This is a genomic window from Candidatus Marivariicella framensis (genome assembly GCF_982709265.1).
Genome location: NZ_CEXPNT010000028.1, coordinates 1 through 18,592, shown reverse-complemented (window position 1 = coordinate 18,592; position 18,592 = coordinate 1). Strand labels below are relative to the sequence as shown.

14 protein-coding genes, 1 tRNA gene and 1 rRNA gene are annotated in these 18,592 nt (G+C 30.7%); 10 read left to right on the top strand and 6 right to left on the bottom strand.

The genetic code is table 11. The features are described 5' to 3' along the window. Positions 1-24: 24 nt before the first annotated feature. Positions 25-97: transfer RNA gene (locus tag AC34EU_RS07980), tRNA-Met, on the bottom strand. A 95-nt stretch (positions 98-192) separates the two neighbouring features. Between AC34EU_RS07980 and era the strand changes: the two genes are divergently transcribed. Together era and der are read left to right on the top strand one after the other, a co-directional pair. Next, the gene (era, locus tag AC34EU_RS07975) at positions 193-1,068 is read left to right on the top strand and encodes a GTPase Era (protein ID WP_487534547.1); all 876 of its coding nucleotides are present in this window, start codon (positions 193-195) and stop codon (positions 1,066-1,068) included. Positions 1,069-1,128: 60 nt separating this feature from the next. Next, positions 1,129-2,433 (top strand): ribosome biogenesis GTPase Der, encoded by a 1,305-nt coding sequence (gene der, locus AC34EU_RS07970; RefSeq protein ID WP_487534546.1) that lies wholly within the window; start codon positions 1,129-1,131, stop codon positions 2,431-2,433. Here the strand turns inward: der and AC34EU_RS07965 are convergent, their stop codons facing one another. After that, positions 2,434-2,760: a MerR family transcriptional regulator gene (locus AC34EU_RS07965; RefSeq protein ID WP_487534545.1), complete on the bottom strand. Its 327-nt coding sequence runs from the start codon at positions 2,758-2,760 to the stop codon at positions 2,434-2,436. After that, entirely contained in the window at positions 2,760-3,737 is a 978-nt protein-coding gene (locus AC34EU_RS07960; RefSeq protein WP_487534544.1) for a M23 family metallopeptidase, read from the bottom strand. The genes AC34EU_RS07965 and AC34EU_RS07960 overlap by 1 nt, the downstream gene beginning before the upstream one ends. A gap of 138 nt (positions 3,738-3,875) precedes the next feature. On the opposite strand from AC34EU_RS07960, the gene alaS reads away from it, so the two are divergent. From alaS to hemL, 4 genes are read left to right on the top strand one after another with little or no spacing between them, the layout of a single operon-like run. Continuing rightward, positions 3,876-6,485 (top strand): alanine--tRNA ligase, encoded by a 2,610-nt coding sequence (gene alaS, locus AC34EU_RS07955; RefSeq protein ID WP_487534543.1) that lies wholly within the window; start codon positions 3,876-3,878, stop codon positions 6,483-6,485. A 25-nt stretch (positions 6,486-6,510) separates the two neighbouring features. After that, a complete protein-coding gene (locus AC34EU_RS07950; protein WP_487534542.1) occupies positions 6,511-7,404 on the top strand; it encodes a 1-aminocyclopropane-1-carboxylate deaminase/D-cysteine desulfhydrase in 894 nt (297 codons plus the stop codon). Continuing rightward, entirely contained in the window at positions 7,389-8,189 is an 801-nt protein-coding gene (locus tag AC34EU_RS07945) for a glucosaminidase domain-containing protein (RefSeq protein WP_487534541.1), read from the top strand. The genes AC34EU_RS07950 and AC34EU_RS07945 overlap by 16 nt, the downstream gene beginning before the upstream one ends. Then, the gene (gene hemL / locus AC34EU_RS07940; protein ID WP_487534540.1) at positions 8,190-9,476 is read left to right on the top strand and encodes a glutamate-1-semialdehyde 2,1-aminomutase; all 1,287 of its coding nucleotides are present in this window, start codon (positions 8,190-8,192) and stop codon (positions 9,474-9,476) included. Between the two features lie 46 nt (positions 9,477-9,522). Here hemL and lysS read toward each other — a convergent pair whose 3' ends face one another. Beyond that, complete coding sequence (lysS, locus tag AC34EU_RS07935; RefSeq protein WP_487534539.1) at positions 9,523-11,217, bottom strand: lysine--tRNA ligase; 1,695 nt, start codon at positions 11,215-11,217, stop codon at positions 9,523-9,525. Between the two features lie 83 nt (positions 11,218-11,300). On the opposite strand from lysS, the gene AC34EU_RS07930 reads away from it, so the two are divergent. Continuing rightward, positions 11,301-11,459, top strand: coding sequence for a YqaE/Pmp3 family membrane protein (locus AC34EU_RS07930; RefSeq protein WP_487534537.1), 159 nt, complete (start codon positions 11,301-11,303; stop codon positions 11,457-11,459). Next, positions 11,459-12,169: a lipoyl(octanoyl) transferase LipB gene (gene lipB / locus AC34EU_RS07925; RefSeq protein ID WP_487534536.1), complete on the top strand. Its 711-nt coding sequence runs from the start codon at positions 11,459-11,461 to the stop codon at positions 12,167-12,169. Before AC34EU_RS07930 ends, lipB begins: the two co-directional genes overlap by 1 nt. On the opposite strand, the gene AC34EU_RS07920 is transcribed toward lipB, so the two are convergent. Both AC34EU_RS07920 and rnhB read right to left on the bottom strand, forming a co-directional pair. After that, a complete protein-coding gene (locus AC34EU_RS07920; RefSeq protein WP_489696169.1) occupies positions 12,166-14,589 on the bottom strand; it encodes a hypothetical protein in 2,424 nt (807 codons plus the stop codon). The genes lipB and AC34EU_RS07920 overlap by 4 nt on opposite strands. Positions 14,590-14,608: 19 nt before the next feature. Continuing rightward, the gene (gene rnhB / locus AC34EU_RS07915; RefSeq protein WP_487534533.1) at positions 14,609-15,208 is read right to left on the bottom strand and encodes a ribonuclease HII; all 600 of its coding nucleotides are present in this window, start codon (positions 15,206-15,208) and stop codon (positions 14,609-14,611) included. Positions 15,209-15,289: 81 nt separating this feature from the next. Between rnhB and AC34EU_RS07910 the strand changes: the two genes are divergently transcribed. Continuing rightward, a complete protein-coding gene (locus AC34EU_RS07910) occupies positions 15,290-17,446 on the top strand; it encodes a putative porin (RefSeq protein ID WP_489696168.1) in 2,157 nt (718 codons plus the stop codon). 347 nt (positions 17,447-17,793) lie between these two features. After that, positions 17,794-18,592: ribosomal RNA gene (locus AC34EU_RS07905) — 16S ribosomal RNA — on the top strand; the annotation flags it as partial.

Here is an 18,592-nt window from a genome sequence, read left to right as displayed (position 1 = left end):
AGTATAACCGTTTTATTGTTTTAGTAGCGAGGGCAGGACTCGAACCTGCGACCTTTGGGTTATGAGCCCAACGAGCTACCTACTGCTCTACCTCGCGATGTGGACGCCAAATATACATCAATTATTCATATACATCAATTATTTTTTTAGACAAAATTGAGATGCTTAAGCTATCTTTGATTTGTGAAAGATATAACACACCGTTCTGGCTTTATAACAATTATAGGCAATCCAAATGTTGGAAAATCAACACTAATGAATGCGCTTATGGGTCTTGATCTGTCTATTATAACTCATAAAGCTCAAACTACTAGACATAGAATTTTAGGAATTGTTAATGGAGAAGATTATCAAATTGTTTTATCTGACACCCCAGGAATTATAAAACCAGCATATGAAATGCAAAATTCAATGATGAATTTTGTTAAAGAAGCTCTGGATGATGCCGATATATTAATATATATGATTTCAATTGGCGAAACAAAGATTAAAGATGAGTCTCTTTTTAAGAAAATTCAAAATAGTAAGCTGCCGGTGGTTGTATTAATAAATAAAATAGACACGTCTAATCAAGATGAAGTTGAATCATCCTTGAAGCACTGGGAGGAACTAATTCCAAAAGCTTCTATTTATTCTATTTCAGCTTTAACGGGATTTTTTATTCCTGAACTTTTAAATATTTTAAAAGGTCTTTTACCTGAAGGACCTGAATATTTTCCAAAAGATCAAATTACCGATAAACCAGAGCGTTTTTTTGTTAATGAAGCAATACGATCTCAGATTTTAGAACATTATACAAAAGAAATTCCTTATTCTGTAGAAGTTGAAACTGAGGAGTTTTTTGAAGATGAAAAAATCATAAGAATTAGATCTGTAATTCTTGTAGAAAGAGAAAGTCAAAAAGGAATATTAATAGGACACAAAGGAAAAAAATTAAAGACAGTTGGAACGGGTGCAAGAAAATCTTTACAAGCCTTTTTTGGAAAAAAAATACATCTTGAAACTTATGTTAAGGTTTCAAAAAACTGGAGATCTAATATTCAGCAATTGAAACGTTTTGGTTACTAAAATTAGTCATATACTTTTGTTGAAATAAAAAGGGTTACTTTTGCTCAAAATCCAGAAAAATTGGGAAATATTGTAGCTATAGTAGGTAGGCCAAATGTTGGCAAATCAACATTCTTTAATAGAATGATACAAAGGCGTGAAGCTATTGTAGATGCACAAAGTGGAGTTACACGAGATCGTCATTATGGTAAATCAGATTGGAATGGAAGAGATTTTACTCTAATAGATACTGGCGGTTATGTTGAAAACAGTGATGATGTTTTTCAAAAAGAAATTGATAAACAAGTTACTCTCGCAATAGAAGAAGCAGATAATATTATTTTCATGGTTGATATTGAAGATGGTATAACAGGGATGGATGAGGTTATATCTAAATTACTTAGAAGGTCCCAAAAACCTGTTCTTATTGCTGTAAATAAAACTGATAATGGAAAAAGACTTGATAATTCTCTAGAGTTTTACGCTTTAGGGTTTGAACATATTTTCCCTATTTCAGCTATAAATGGAAGTGGAAGTGGAGAACTTTTGGATAAATTGATTGAAACATTTCCAGATCATTTACAGGAAGAGCAAAGTTTATTACCAAGATTTGCAGTTGTGGGTAGACCAAATTCTGGTAAGTCTTCATTTATTAATGCATTAATTGGAGAGGAACGTTATATAGTTACTGATGTTGCCGGAACAACCAGAGATAGTATAGATACGAAATATAACCGCTTTGGTTTTGAATTTAATTTGATTGATACAGCGGGAATTAGAAAAAAGTCAAAGGTAAAGGAAGATATTGAGTTTTATTCTGTTATGCGCTCAGTAAGAGCTATCGAAAACAGTGATGTTTGTATACTTCTTTTGGATGCTAAAAGAGGATTTGATGGTCAAGTACAGAACATCTTTTGGTTGGCTCAAAGAAATAATAAAGGCATTGTTATATTAGTCAATAAGTGGGACTTAGTTGAAAAATCAACAAATTCTGTAAAAGAATACGAAGCTTTAATTAGAAAAGAAATTTCTCCATTTGAAGATGTTCCTATTTTATTCATTTCTACGCTTAATAAACAGAGAATTTACAAAGCAATTGAGCTTGCTGTTAATGTTTATAAAAACCGTTCAAATAAAATAGTAACTAGAAAGCTTAACGACTTAATGCTTCCAATTATAGAAAATTATCCTCCTCCAGCAATAAAAGGAAAATTTGTAAAGATTAAGTTTTGTACTCAACTACCAACTTCTTATCCACAGTTTGCTTTTTTCTGTAATCATCCTAAACTGGTTAAAGACCCCTACAAAAGATTTCTTGAAAATCAACTTCGAAAGAATCTTGATTTTAAAGGAGTTCCAATCACAATATTTATTAGAAAAAAGTAATTAAATTTGATCTAAAATCTGTTTTAGTTCATATTTAATTTTCTCAAGCCTTATTAGAATACCTTGTTGAGCTGCTGTTCCTTTTTTTTGTTTTAACTGCTTTTTTGCTCCATCTAAAGTCATTCCTTTTTCTTTAACCAGGTGGAAAATAAGTTGAATTAATTGAATATCTTCTGGTGTATATTTCCTTGTGCCAGATTCTTTTTTCTTTGGCTTGATTTCATCAAATTCATTTTCCCAAAAACGTAATAAAGATGGTTTTACGTTAAATGCATTAGCAACTTCTCCTATATTGTAATAAAGTTTTTCTGGAAGGTTAACTAACATTAATCAAGGGATTGATTTTCTTGACTAGCTAAATTTAATAGAATATCAAATTCTTCAGAAGATAAATTCCCGTAATAAAAATTAATGGGATTAATTTTTTCTCCATCCTTAAAAACCTCGTAGTGAAGATGGGGTCCTGCTGAACGGCCAGTATTTCCAACATACCCAATAATTTCACCTCTTTTTACTTTTTGACCTCTTTTGACTTGAAACTTGTTCATGTGTGCATATAAGCTAACATATCCAAATCCATGATCAACCCTTATGTGCTTTCCATAACCTGAAGCTCTATTATCAGCCCTTTTTACAAGACCATCTCCAGTAGCATAAACAGGAGTTCCTTTGGGTGCTGTAAAATCCATTCCCCAATGCATTCTTGGTTTTTTGGTAAAAGGATCACTTCTGTATCCGTAGCCAGACGCAAGACGTTTAAGATCTTTATTTCTAATTGGTTGAATTGATGGAATTGCCGATAATAAATCTACCTTATTCGATGCTAAATATTCAATCTCATCAAGTGACTTAGACTGGACAACTAATTGTTTACTTAAAATGTCAAGCCTTTTGCTGGCATCAACTATAATTTCTGAATTTTCAAACCCTTCTAGATTTTTATATCTATTAATTCCTCCAAAACCAACAATTCTTTGTGATTGAGGTATTGGACTAGCTTCAAAATATACTCTGTATAGATTATTATCTCTTTCCTGAACGTTTTCAAGAACATTTTCAATTTGGTTGAGCTTTAAATTCATTAAATCATACTGTAGTGCATAATTTTCCAATTCTCTATCTTGAATTATTTCTTTTGGTGTTGATATAATATTAGAGTTTAATAGAATGAATAAAGAAAATATTCCAAAAATAATTGCAGACAGTATAAAAAGAATAAAATTAGAAACTTGAAGTGTTCTTGATTTTATTATAGGTATATAGGATAATGTTTTGTAATCAAAATAGTATTTAACTTTAGCCATATAAATTCAAGCTATTAAAGATTATAGAATATAATAATATGCAAATATAACAAAAGCATACTAAATCCTTTCTTTTCCCTAATAGTCATTTCCATTCAGATACTTATCTTTGTATGAAATTTATTTATAATATCTTTTATGAAATCTGAATTAGTACGTAAAAAGTTTTTAGATTTTTTTGCTTCTAAGCAACATGAAATAGTTTCTTCTGCTCCAATGGTAATTAAAAACGATCCAACGTTAATGTTCACTAATGCTGGAATGAATCAATTTAAAGAATTTTTTTTAGGTAATAATAATTCTAAAAATTCAAGAATTGCAGATACTCAAAAGTGTCTTAGAGTTTCTGGGAAGCATAATGATCTTGAAGAAGTCGGAATAGACACTTATCATCATACTTTTTTTGAAATGCTAGGGAACTGGAGTTTTGGGGATTATTTTAAAAAAGAGGCAATTAATTGGGCATGGGAACTTCTTACCGAGGTTTATAAAATAGATAAAGATAATATATACGTCACTATTTTTGAGGGTGATAAATCTGAGCATCTTGATAGAGATAATGAGGCTTTTAAATACTGGAGAGCTATTTTACCTGAAGAAAGAATTCTTAATGGAAATAAAAAGGATAATTTTTGGGAAATGGGTGCTCAAGGTCCATGCGGTCCTTGTTCTGAAATTCATATAGATATTCGTTCAAAGTCTGAAAAGAATTCGGTTTCTGGAAGCCAGTTAGTAAACAAAGATCACCCTCAAGTTATAGAGGTTTGGAATTTGGTTTTTATGGAATTTAATAGAAAATCAGATGGATCTTTAGAAAAACTCCCCGCTAAACATGTAGATACAGGTATGGGATTTGAGAGGCTTTGTATGGTTCTTCAGGGAGTAACTTCTAATTATGATACAGATATTTTTAAACCTCTAATCATTGAAATAGAAACTCTCACTAACACCACTTATGGTAGAAATAAAAAGATTGATAGAGCCATAAGAGTAATTGCTGACCATATAAGAACTGTTTATTTTTCAATTGCCGACGGACAATTACCAAGTAATACTGGTGCGGGTTATGTGATTCGAAGAATACTTAGAAGAGCAATTCGTTATGGGTTTACTTTTTTAAATCAGAAACAACCATTTATAAATAAGTTGGTTGATACTTTAAGTAAACAAATGAGTCTAGTTTTCCCAGAACTTAATAAACAACAAAAATTGGCTGAAAATGTAATAAGAGAAGAAGAGACATCATTCCTAAAAACCCTTGATCAAGGCTTAGTTATGCTAAATTCTCTATTAATTACATCAGATAATGAAATTTTAAGCGGAAAGAAAATATTTGAATTATACGACACTTTTGGATTTCCATTAGATTTAACTGCTTTAATAGCAAGAGAAAAGAAGTTTAAAATTGATGAGGAAGGATTCAATGATGAAATGAAAAAACAAAAAAAAAGATCAAGAGCTGATGCTGCATCTTCATCTGGAGATTGGAAAATTATTTTAGATGATGATGTTAAAGAATTTGTGGGATATGATATTTTGGAAACTGATGTCAAAATCACTCGTTATCGAAAACTAAACAATCAAAAAGATGGAGACTTTTACCAAATAGTTTTTAATTTGACTCCCTTTTACCCTGAGGGAGGGGGGCAAGTTGGAGACAAAGGACTTCTTCAAGAAAACAATGGAACTATTCATTATATAACTGATACTAAAAAGGAAAACAACCTCATAATACATTTCTCAAAAACCATTCCTAATGGTATTAAAGAGATTTACAGGGCAGTTGTAGATAAAAAAGAACGAGCCAGATCATCTTCAAATCATACAGCAACTCATTTAATGCATCAGGCATTAAGAAACATTTTAGGAGACCATGTTGAACAAAAAGGTTCAATGGTAAATTCTGGGATGTTTAGATTTGATTTTTCTCATTTCTTAAAGTTAAATGATGATCAAATTCAGCAAGTTGAAAATTTTGTTAATTCGCGTATTAAAGAGCAATTGCCTCTAGATGAAGCTAGAAATATTCCATTTAAATCTGCAGTTGAACAAGGGGCAATGGCTCTCTTTGGTGAAAAATATGGAGATACAGTAAGAACCATTCGTTTTGGAAAATCAATTGAACTTTGTGGAGGATGCCATGTTAAAAACACTTCTGAAATATGGTATTTTAAAATTACAAGTGAAACTGCGGTAGCCTCAGGAATTAGAAGAATTGAAGCAATTACTGGAGATGCAGTGATTTCATGCTTTGAAGAACAAAGTCAAGTGTTAAATGATCTTAAAGTTGTAATGAAGCAGCAAAAAGATCCTGTTCAAGTTTACACAAGTTTGATGAATGAAAATAATAATCTTAAAAAGGAAATATCTGATTTAAGTAAATTAAAGTTAAAGGCTTTAAAGTCAGATATTAAAAGAAATATTATTTCAAAAAATAAAATAAATTTCGCTGCTCATGAGGTTGATTTGGATGCTAAGAACCTAAAAGATTTAGCATTTGAAATAGGGAATGAAATGGAAAATTTATTTTTGGTTTTAGCATCAAGAAAAAACAATAAGCCATTACTTAGCTGTTTTATTTCTAAAAGCCTTGTAAAGTCTCAAAATTATAATGCTTCCGATGTAGTAAAAGGTTTAGGGAGTTATATTCAAGGAAGTGGAGGTGGACAGGAGTTTTATGCTACAGCGGGAGGTAAAGACGTTAATGGTATTGAAGAAGCGCTAAAAATGGCTAAATCTTACCTTTAGTAATTTTGTAAATTTATTTCAACTAATGAAGGTAGCAACAAATTTTATAACAGAAATTAATGGCTGTAAGATTTGGATTAGAAGAGAAGATGAATTTGGTGAAGGAATAAAAGGAAATAAATATCGTAAACTCAAATACAATATATTAAAAGCTAAAACTAATAATTCAAAAGGAATAATAACTTTTGGTGGAGCCTTTTCTAATCATTTATTTGCCACAGCACTAGCAGGTAAAATAAATGGAATAAAAACTTTTGGAATCGTAAGAGGAGACGAGTGGAGTTATAAGGTAAAAGAGAATCCAACACTTACTAATTGTATCGATAACGGAATGAAGCTGTTATATGTCTCAAGAAAAATTTATAAACAAAAGTCTTCTTCTAAGTTTTGGAGTTTAATAGACTTTTCCCCCAAAGATTTATATATTATTCCAGAAGGAGGTACAAATGAATTGGCAATTCGAGGAACCTCTGAAATGCTTCAGGAAGAAGATGGAATTTATGACTCTTTATGTTGTCCTGTAGGAACTGGTGGTACAATAGCTGGATTAATAAAGAGTTCGAACTCTAATCAAAAAGTTATAGGATATTCATCTTTAAATAATCAAGAATTAAAAAATGAAGTAAATAACTTGGTTAAAGATAATAACTGGGATCTTATTGATAATTATACTTTTGGCGGGTATGCCAAAACTAAACCTGAATTAATTTCTTTTATTAACAATTTTAAAGAAAAATACTCTATTCAGTTAGATCCAATCTACTCGGGCAAAATGCTTTTTGGTATTTTTGATAAAATAAAAAGAGGTAAATGGATTTGGGGAAAAAATATTTTAGCTTTTCATACTGGAGGTCTTCAATCTATAGAAGGATTCAATTTAAGACAATCTCAAAAAGGTTTAACATGTATATCAATTTAAAGCCTGTAGTTCTTTTATTGGCTTTTGTTCTTTTATCTGGATGTGGGTCATTTAGAAAATTAAATAATCGAAAAGTATCAAATCTTAAAAACACACGCTCTACTGAAAAGCTAAAAAGTCTTTCTAAAAAAAAGATTGCTTTAAAAAGAAAATCAAGTTCTGATAAAGCTAAAGATTACATATTAAAATTTTCTCCAGTTGCTAAAGAAGAAATGAAAAAATTTAAAATCCCAGCAAGTATTACCCTAGCCCAAGGTATGCTGGAGTCAGGTCTTGGATATGGAACGTTAGCACAGAAAGCTAATAATCACTTTGGTATTAAATGTCATAAAGGATGGAAAGGAAAAAAAATATATCATGATGACGATGAAAAAGGTGAGTGTTTTAGAGTATATAAAAATGCAAAAAAATCATACCGAGACCATTCTATTTTTTTATCTAAGCGAGGTAGGTATAGTTTCTTGTTTAAATACAAACTAAATAATTACAAGGCTTGGGCAAAAGGGCTCAAAAAGGCTGGATATGCGACTGATCCAAAATATCCACAAAAATTAATAGACTTAATTGAGCGCTATGAATTGTATCGTTTTGATAAACGTAGATTTTTAATTAATAAAAATAAGACTAAAAAAATAACTTATTATAAAGTGAAAAATGGAGATACATTGTATTCAATTTCTAAGAAATACGATATATCAATTAAAGAGCTGGTTAAAAATAATAATCTAAAAAACAATACAATATATTTGGGTCAAGAGCTAAATATAAATACTCAAAATAAATAAATGCAATATAAAAGGAGTAGTGAATTATTTGAGTATGCGAAATTAAGTATACCTGGAGGGGTTAATTCTCCAGTTAGAGCATTCAAAGCTGTTGGTGGATCTCCAATTTTTGTTAAGAAGGCTAAAGGAGCATATTTATTTGATGAAGACGATAATAGATATATAGACTTTATTTCGAGTTGGGGGCCTATGATTCTTGGACATGCTTATGAACCCGTAGTTAATAGTATTTCAAACATTGCTAAAAATGGAACTTCATTTGGAATGCCTACAGCTATAGAGACTGAAATTGCTGAATTAGTTATTTCATCTGTTCCAAATATTGATAAAGTTCGATTTGTTAATTCAGGAACTGAGGCATGTATGAGCGCTATAAGACTAGCAAGAGGATACACTAACAGAGATAAAATAATTAAATTTTCTGGATGTTATCATGGACATTCTGACTCTTTTTTGATAGAAGCAGGAAGTGGAGCTGTTACTTTTGGAAGTCCAAACAGTCCTGGTGTAACAAAGGGTACTGCTAAAGACACTTTAATAGCTAATTATAATGATATTGATAGTGTTAAGTTGCATTTTAAAATGCATCCTAATAAAATTGCAGCAGTGATTATTGAGCCTGTAGCAGGAAATATGGGTTGTATTCCCCCGGTTACAGGTTTTTTAGAATCAATTAGAGAAATTTGTAATGAAAATCAATCACTTTTGATTTTTGATGAAGTTATGACTGGATTTAGACTTTCTTTAGGAGGAGCACAGGAGGTTTTGGGCGTTAAGGCGGATATTGTCACTTATGGAAAAGTAATTGGAGGAGGTCTTCCTGTAGGAGCTTTTGCATCAAATAATGATATTATGAAAAAGCTGGCTCCTGAGGGATCAGTTTATCAAGCTGGAACCTTAAGTGGAAACCCGTTAGCTATGTCTGCTGGATTAACGACAATTAAAGCATTAAGAAATGATCTAGATATATATACTCGCTTAGAAGATAAAACAAAAGCTCTCCATGAAGGAATGAAAAAATGTTTAAATAAGAAATCTATACCATTTCGAATTAATCGATTTGGTTCGATGATTTCATTACATTTTACTGATTCTAAGGTTGTTGATTTTAGCTCATCATCAAGGGGAGATAATAAGTTTTTTAAAAAATATTTTCATGGAATGTTAGCTAAAGGAATATATCTTCCTCCAAGTGCATATGAAAGCTATTTTTTAAATGATGCACTATCATATGATGACATCGAATTTACCCTAAACGCTTTTAATAAAGTTATAGATACTTTTTAAAGAGTTTTAATAATTGATGTAAAAAAACTTATTCATGAACTAAGTTTCACTCTTTTATTTCAATAGTTAAAATATTGTCTTGTCTGGCGACCTTAGCAAGGCCGTTCTTAACTAAACTCTTAACACCTTTATCCCAGGCCTTATTGCTTAGTTCGCATTTTTCTTTAAGATCTGATAAGTCAAGATTTTTTTCATTTTTAAGAATATTGAAAATTACTTTTTCACTATCGGTTAATTCTGTTTGTTTTTTTTCAGGTTTCATTTGAGGAAAAAACAAAACCTCTTGAATTGAAGTGTTATTGGTTAACAACATTACAAGTCTATCAATTCCAATTCCAATTCCGGAAGTTGGAGGCATACCATATTCAAGAGCTCTTAAGAAATCTTGATCTATAAACATTGCCTCGTCATCTCCTTTTTCACTTAGTTTTAATTGTTCTTCAAAACGTTTTTTTTGATCTATTGGATCATTTAATTCCGAATAAGCATTAGCTAACTCATTTCCATTCACCATCAATTCAAATCTTTCTGTCAATTTTTTATTATCACGATGCTCTTTAGTTAAAGGACTCATTTCTTTGGGATAATCTATTATAAAAGTTGGTTGAATATATTTATGTTCACACTTCTTACTGAAAATCTCATCAATAATTTTTCCAATTCCCATTGATTGGTCTATGTCTATCCCTATTTTTTTTGCAGTATTTATAAGTTCAGACTCACTCATGTCAGAGACATCATATCCCGTATGAATTTTAATTGCCTCTAAAATTGGAATTCGAGGATAAGGAGCTTTAAAATTAATTTTAGTTTCTCCAACCTCAACAATTGAATTTCCAGTTGAATCAATTGCTACTTTTTCTAATAACTCTTCGGTTGTTTCCATCATCCATAAATAGTCTTTATAAGCTACATATAGCTCCATAATAGTAAACTCTGGATTGTGTGTTCGATCCATTCCTTCATTTCTAAAGTCTTTTGAAAACTCATAAACACCATCAAACCCTCCTACAATAAGTCTTTTTAGGTAAAGTTCGTTCGCGACTCTAAGATATAATGGAACATTATGCGCGTTGTGATGAGTAGTAAATGGTCTTGCTGCTGCTCCTCCAGGAATTGGTTGTAGTATAGGTGTTTCTACCTCTAAGTAACTTTTTTCATTTAAAAAGTTTCTAATACTATTAGTTATTTTAGTTCTTTTAATAAAAGTATTTTTCACCTCTTGGTTAACTATTAAATCAACATACCTTTGTCTGTATCTTAATTCAGTATCAGTAAACTCATCATAGGCATTCCCTTGGCTATCTACTTTAGGTAATGGGAGTGGTCTTAAAGATTTGTTGAGGACTGTAAAGTTTTTTACCATAACTGTTTTTTCACCAACTTGAGTTGTAAAGAGAACCCCTTCAATTCCAATTATATCACCTATGTCTAAAAGTTTTTTATAAATATTATTATATAGTTTTTTATCCTCACCAGGACATAATTCATCCCTGTTAAAATACACTTGAACCCTACCCATACTATCTTGTATCTCTGCAAAGCTTGCTTTACCCTGGATCCTCCTAGACATAATCCTACCTGCTATTATAACAGCATGACCCTCCTTGTAATTTTGTTTAATGCTTTTCGAATTGTTATTAATTGGATATAAAGCCGCAGGATAAGGATTTATTCCTAACTTTTTGAGATCCTCAAGTTTTTCACGTCTAATTTGTTCTTGTTCTGATAGAGATGACATAGTAAAATTTCATTTATGTAAAGATAACTAATGTTATTTACTGAGCTGTCAAAATTTGTATCTTTGATTCGATGTAATTAAGTATGTCCATAACTAGAGTTCTTTTATCAATTTTATTCCCTCCTCTTTCAGTATTTGACAAAGGTTGTGGTTCTATTTTAATTGTTTTTATTCTTACAATATGTGGTTGGGTTCCAGGTGTAATTGCTGCTTTGGTAATTTTAAATAAAACGAATACATAATGATTGAGTATAGAAATAAAAATGTACAAACTGAAAACTGGGGAAAACAAAAATATACTTTTGCGTGGAACAAACAGGAAAAGTTGCTCAAGTCAATCATTGAAATTAAAAAACATAATAGATCATCAAAAAAATCAATAAAAACTCCTAACTATTTAATTTTCTTAGAACACCAACCTGTCTATACTATAGGTAAAAGTGGAGATCAACATAATTTATTAATTGATAAATCAATTCTTAGTAAAAAGGGTGTTGATTTTGTTAAGTCTAATCGTGGGGGAGATATTACATTTCATGGTCCAGGACAATTAGTTGTTTATCCAATTTTAGATTTGGAAAATTTTTTTACTGATATTCACAAATATCTCAGAAAATTAGAAGATATAATAATTCAAACATTAAATGATTTTGGGATTAAAGGACAAAGAAGTCCTGGTGAGACCGGTGTTTGGTTAGATGTTGGAACTCCTTTTTCGAGAAAAATATGCGCAATGGGAATTAGAGCAAGTAGATGGGTTACAATGCATGGCTTTGCATTAAATATTAATACAGACCTCAATTATTTTGACAATATAATCCCTTGCGGAATAAAAGGAAAAGGAGTTACTTCAATGCAAAAAGAAATTGGAAAACAAATTCCTTTTGAAGAAGTTGTTTCAAAAATTAAATTTTATTTTGGAAATATTTTTGAAGCAAAGTTAACGGACTAATTAACTTGATAAATAATTATTCCGTCAGCTTCTGATTGAACTATCATCTCAAGTGACTCATCATTATCTGCATTTATAACATCAACAACGCCTGTTCCATATACAGGAAACCCTTTAACTGAACTCCCATTACTTAGAAAAAAATAAACTTTTTGTGAATCTAAGTCAGTTGTAGCTATATAAATGGTGTTATTAATATAAAATATTTTAGGTCTCGTGTAATTTCCATAAGGAAGTTTTACAGGAATACCTTTGATAGTAATTATGTTTTCTGATATACTAACCAATGTTTTAGTTGTCATTTCCAATAAATGATTAGAAGCCCACTCCTCTGGAGTTTTTATAACATTTCCTTTTGTGTCTATTTGAACCATATTTCCTTTAATATCAGAAGTTGTGAAAGTATTAAGATAGGACCATATTGGGTTTTTACTGAGAGATAAGTTTGAATCAACATTAACTATACTTTCTCCTCTTCTGTTTAAAATATTTATCTTACCATTTTCTTCTTGAACTACTATAAAATCTTTTTCTTTTATTTTAATATGCTTAACAGGATTAATAATTGAACTACGAGTTTTAGAAAATTTAAAACCATTAACTTTTTCTCCTTTGGAATCTAACATAAGTATGTTTTTGCCTTGGGCTAATAAAAACCTGTAATTTCTATTTTCATCATAATCAAAAACAGAAAGTGGAAGAGTATTAGAATTTGACTTTATAATTTTATCAAAAGGTTTAACAATTTTACCATTTCGATCTAAAATCATAAAATGACTTTTAGTTCTAAATGCCATTTGCAGTTTTTTATTTTTATATAAATCTACCTGAGTTATCTCACCAATAATTTTTTCTTTAAGCTTTTTTTTCCAGAAAAGATTTCCGGTATTAGAATAAAGGTATAATACATTGTTGTCATCCTGAAAAACAATATCGTATCCATTTGATCTATGATTCTTAATCCACTTAGGAGGTGAAACTATGGTTGATTCAGAATTAATACTTACTTGATTCACTACAGTATTTTTTTTATTCTTTGGAACCTCAGCTCCAAAACGAATATGGAGATGGGAAATTTCTCTATCACTAACCCATTGCATTGCAATTAGCGGGAATTGTTTTGAGTTGAAATCTAGTAGAGATTTTTTGGAATTAAACAAACCCGTTTTACTAACCCATATTCCAGAATTTAAATCAGACAAACTTTTAATAAGTGAAATAAAGTTTTCATTACTATTTATTGTTGAATCATCTTTGACACTACTTATAATTGTTTTCATTAAAGATTCTTGATTACTAAGAACATAAAAGTCGTCAATTATAGCAGCGAACTCAACTTTAAATTCAATTTTAAATAAATCCAAAATTGTGTTTAAAGCTTCAGGAGATTTATTAATTCTTCCATATGAAATGTTTCTATATGAACTTTCTTCAGTAACTGAGTTAATATTAGACTGATTTATGTTTGATCTATGGAGAATTACAGCATTTCCATCGTTATGTTCCATTATTGTTATTTCATCAATAGAACTAAATTTTTTCAAAGCCTTAGTGTTTAAAGCAGTATTATAATATTTAGCGTATGTTTTAATTTGATCGCTAAGTTGAGGCATGTTTCCTATTGGAAAGCTAACAAATGAGCTAAAAGTATTAGGAATTATTTTGACACTTTTAATTTTGTTTGGATTTAAACTTTTAAAAACACCTAACATAGAAGGGATGGAGTCTCTTGTAATGGTTATTCCGTCAAGGCCAAGTAATGGTGAATTAAAGTTACCGTCAAATGCAATCCAGGTTTCATTAAAATTTGGAAACAAATATGGTTTTGGTAAAAATCTATTTAAAAAGGAATTAGACTTTTTATTTATTAAGATATTGAATACAGATTTAGCTTCAAGATTATCGATTAATTGATAAAAATCTTTATCATAAATTCCAAGTTGTTTTGATTGATAATTTCTAATTATATTTTCTATTATTAACTTGGAGTCAGAAATTATTTCACTTTCGTTAATTTGTATTTTAAAAAAAATAATTCCTTCAATTTGAGTTTTTTTAATATTAATACCTGAGTAATTAGAATATTTAGAATCGGATTGGAGTGTATCTTTTTTGTTTCTTTGAATTAGTATAGAGGAAAACTTTTCCTTTCCTGTTGGTGAAAAACATAAGATTGAACTAGTTTCAGAGGTGTTTTTTATTAATGACATTAACACTTTGGTTTCTTCTTCCTCTGGGCTTAAAGATTTAATGGAAGAACTATTATGCCATGCTTCTTTAAACAAAGAACCTTCATTTATTATTATTATTGCCTGCGTGTTTTGTGGAATAAATTGATAAAGGTTTTGTTCCTTTTTTTGATCCGATTCACAGCCTAAAATAGATAATAAACTAATAAATAAAATTTTTACATATTTCATATTCTATAAAAGTAAAGACTTATAAATTTAGGGCCAACTGTTTGTTTAATAATCGAAATGATTTTCTATGATGTTTTGTAGCTCCATGCTTTAATATAGCCTCCCTGTGTTCCTTTGTTCCGTATCCTTTATTTTTATTCCATCTATAGTTTTTGAAATTTTGATCTAAATTTAACATAAGTTCATCTCGATATGTTTTAGCAAGTATAGATGCAGCTGCTATATTTTGATATTTACTATCCCCTCTAACTATACATTTGTGAGGAATATTTTGATATTTATTAAAATAATTTCCATCAATCAAAAGATGGTCGGGAATAATCTTCAATAGTTTAATTGCTTCATGCATTGCTTTAATGGTTGCATTTAAGATATTGATTTTATCAATGACCCTTGAGTCTATATTAACAACTGAGTAGGCTAATGCTTTATTCTCTATTTCGACTCGAAGTTTTTCACGTTTAAGCTTTGATAGCTTTTTCGAGTCATTTAAGCCAGGTATGTTTGCGCCCAAAGGAAGAATAACTGCAGCAGCAGTAACCGGGCCAGCAAGACTTCCTCTTCCTGCTTCGTCAACACCTGCTTCAAGTGATTCAAAAAGACACAGAGTTAAACTCATTAATTTTAAAGTAAACTTTAATTTATTAAAATTAAAGCTAAAAAGAGATAGAACCTTTAACTTTGATTAGAAATTAATACTATGCGTTTAATTTTCCTAATTATTTTTATGATAGGTGGCTTTTTGAAGGCCCAAGACTTAGAGTTGCGAATAGCTGATTCAATTTCAAAAATAAATTCTACCACTAAAACAGATTCTTTATCAATTGAGGTTTCAAGAAACTCTTCTTTTGACTCAATAGCTATGCTAGAAGAAACACCTACTTTCAAGGTTAAAACAAAAGAAGATCTAGCGAAAAAAGAGAGCTTGTTAGAAGCTTCTAAAAAAAGTAAAATTGTTCGCTACAGAAAAATAATTATGGATACACTATTAATTAAGAATTATAAAGTTTTTTATGAGGATGGCTCTACAGAGTTTATTGACACGACGTTAAATATACTTAAGGAATATAAATTTAATTATTTAAGAAAAGATTACTTCGAATTATTACCAATGTTAAATGTTGGGCAGGGATTTAATAGGATGGGATATGATTTTACAGAAGAAAAAGTCAATCCTCAACTTGGGGCTATTGGAAGAAATTACGGTTATATTGAAAGGGAAGATGTTCAGTATTACGAAGTGCCAACTCCTTTAACTGAATTATTTTTTAAAACTACTTTTGACCAAGGTCAATTACTTGATGCTTTAATTTCAGTTAATACTTCTCCAAACTTCAATTTAACTATTGCTCATAAAGGATTAAGGTCTCTTGGTAATTATGTAAATTCAAGAACTAATGCAACTAACCTTAGGCTTTCAACTCAATATAAAAATTTCAACGAAAGGTACCAATTAAGGACACATATTGTAACTCAGAAATTAAGTGCACAAGAAAATGGAGGTATAGACAGTTTATCAGTTTATTTTTTTGAAAAGGCTGTAGAGGAGCTTGAATACGATGGTTTTCTTGATCGCGCACGGTTAGTTACTAACCTTGAGGCGCAAAACACAATTCAAGGTAAAAGATATTATACAAGTCAAAGCTATAAATTAATTCCTTCATCAAAAGATTCTTTGAAATATAACTTAACAATTGGTCATGATTTTGTGTATGAAACAAAAAATCATGTGTTTAGTCAAAATAAGTCGAACGATTTTCTAGGTGAAAACTTAATTGTTACTTCCGAGGGAAAACCTGTTTCTAACAACATTCAAGACGTTCATAAATTAAGGGCGATTGAAAATAAATTTTATTCTAGTTACAACACGGGTATAATTGGGTCTTTTGATTTTGGATTACAGTTTGATAAATGGACTTATTTTAAGGAGAATGCTCAATCAGACGAAATTAATTTTAATAGCACTCAGGAGCTTAGCGTAAATCAACAAACAATTAGTGCGGGGTGGAACAAATCAATATCAGGCTATTTGCTTATGCTTAAAGTTCAAAAAACATTAAAAAATGATTTTGGCAACTCAGTATTTAATTTTCAAATAGAAAAGAAATATAAAAATGAATTATACATAAATGCTGAATTTCAATACAGAACAGAATCCCCTAATTTTAATTATTATCTTTTTAGAAGTAGTTATGCTGACTATAATTGGAATAATAATGATTGGCTATTGCAAAAAACAAGTGCCTTAAACGCTGAGATTGGTCACCCAAAATGGGGTGTTTTGTCAGTAAACCTTCAGGGGATAGATGATTATTTATTTTTTAAAGATATAACTCCGACAGATCAAATAAATAAAATGTTTACAATATCACCAACTCAGTCAAAAAATAGGATAGATTATTTTAAAGCAAGATTTTTCCAACATATTAAATTCTGGAAGTTTGGATTAGTTAATACTGTCCAATTTCAAAAAATATTATCTAATGAACAAGATATAGGTTTTACGCCGTTAAATGTTCCTGAATGGATAACCCGAACCTCCTTTTTTTTAGAAACTTTCGTATTCAAAAAAGCATTATTTATTCAAACAGGCGCTACATTTCAATATTTTTCAAAATATTATGCTGATCAATATCATCCTGTTCTTGGAGAGTTTGTGTCTCAAAATCACACTCAAATTGGAAATTTTCCAAGAGTTGATCTTTTTTTAAATGCAAAAATTCAACAAACACGAATTTTTTTAAAGTATGAACACTTTAATAGTGACAGGACAGGTTATGATTATTATTCTTCTCCATTTGTTCCCTATAGAGATGGTGTGATAAGGTTTGGTTTGGTTTGGAACATGTTTCAATAGATCTGACAAACAGTATTTTAAAAACTATTCATTTGTGATAAACCCCTTTTTTAAATCATAAAATAAACAAGCTTTTTAAATTTCAAAAACTATATAAAATTTATTATATTATAGTGTAATTTCTGGGTTTTAAAAAAAAAATAAAAAAAAACAGGAAACGGTGTTGGTTTATATAAAAACCGTTTTATATTTGCAGCCGCTTAAGGGACAAAGTTTGTTACTTTAAAGCTTAAAAGTTCATTGATAAATTGATAATATGACAGCGCGTATCGAAAGATACAAAGCGAAGAAATAACCATTTTGAGACGAAGTCAATTACTAAGTTGTTAAATTTTTTTTAAAGAACTACAACGAAGAGTTTGATCCTGGCTCAGGATGAACGCTAGCTGCAGGCTTAATACATGCAAGTCGAGGGGTAACAGAGAGTGCTTGCACTCTGCTGACGACCGGCGCACGGGTGAGTAACGCGTATGCAACCTACCTTTTACAGAGGGATACCCAAGAGAAATTTTGAATAATACCTCATAAGCTCTATTTATAGCATTTTAAATAGAGGAAAACTCCGGTGGTAAAAGATGGGCATGCGTCCTATTAGTTTGTTGGTAAGGTAACGGCTTACCAAGACTACGATAGGTAGGGGTCCTGAGAGGGAGACCCCCCACACTGGTACTGAGACACGGACCAGACTCCTACGGGAGGCAGCAGTAAGGAATATTGGACAATGGAGGAAACTCTGATCCAGCCATGCAGCGTGCAGGAAGACGGCCCTATGGGTTGTAAACTGCTTTTATACAGGAAGAAATCTATCCACGTGTGGGTAGTTGACGGTACTGTACGAATAAGGATCGGCTAACTCCGTGCCAGCAGCCGCGGTAATACGGAGGATCCAAGCGTTATCCGGAATCATTGGGTTTAAAGGGTCCGTAGGCGGTCTATTAAGTCAGAGGTGAAATCCTGCCGCTCAACGGTAGAATGGCCTTTGATACTGATAGACTTGAGTTATTGTGAAGTAGTTAGAATGTGTAGTGTAGCGGTGAAATGCATAGATATTACACAGAATACCAATTGCGAAGGCAGATTACTAACAATACACTGACGCTGAGGGACGAAAGCGTGGGTAGCGAACAGGATTAGATACCCTGGTAG